The 436-nt window shown below is 40.8% G+C and carries 1 protein-coding gene and 1 pseudogene; both read right to left on the bottom strand.

Annotated features, from left to right (window positions below):
• The coding region (locus tag KSP9073_RS17975; RefSeq protein ID WP_114403764.1) for an ATP-binding cassette domain-containing protein at positions 1-153 on the bottom strand (153 nt) is incomplete at its 3' end.
• Positions 143-436: pseudogene (locus tag KSP9073_RS17980) on the bottom strand (ABC transporter ATP-binding protein); the annotation flags it as partial. The pseudogene KSP9073_RS17980 and the gene KSP9073_RS17975, both read right to left, overlap by 11 nt.

The raw sequence follows: 436 nt of genomic DNA on the forward strand, positions 1-436 counted from the left end.
AGTGGATTTTCCGCTTCCAGATTCTCCTACTAAACCAAATGTTTCTCCTTCATAGATGTGAAAGCTGATGTCATTTACAGCATGTACTTCATTCTTTTTTCCTACATTGAAATACTGTTTCAGTCCTTTAACTTCAAGTAGTTTATTTGGCATCAGCAATTCCTCCTTGACCATAAGTATGTTTTTGTTTCTCTTTAAAAATAGCCCAGCGACGTTGGATTTCTTCTGGCGGTGTCACTTTAGGCGCTTGTGGAGCAAGTAGCCAAGTTGCTGCCTTGTGCGTTTTTGATAGTTCAAAAAATGGCGGTTCTTGTTCTGCATCGATTTTCATCGCGAATTCATTTCTTGGGTAGAATGCGTCTCCTTTTGGTGGATTCAGTAAATCCGGTGGAGAACCAGGAATGGCATACAATCGGTCGTTCGCACTGTCTAATGT

Origin of the sequence: Kushneria phyllosphaerae, from assembly GCF_900312995.1 — a bacterium.
Lineage (GTDB): Bacteria > Pseudomonadota > Gammaproteobacteria > Pseudomonadales > Halomonadaceae > Kushneria > Kushneria phyllosphaerae.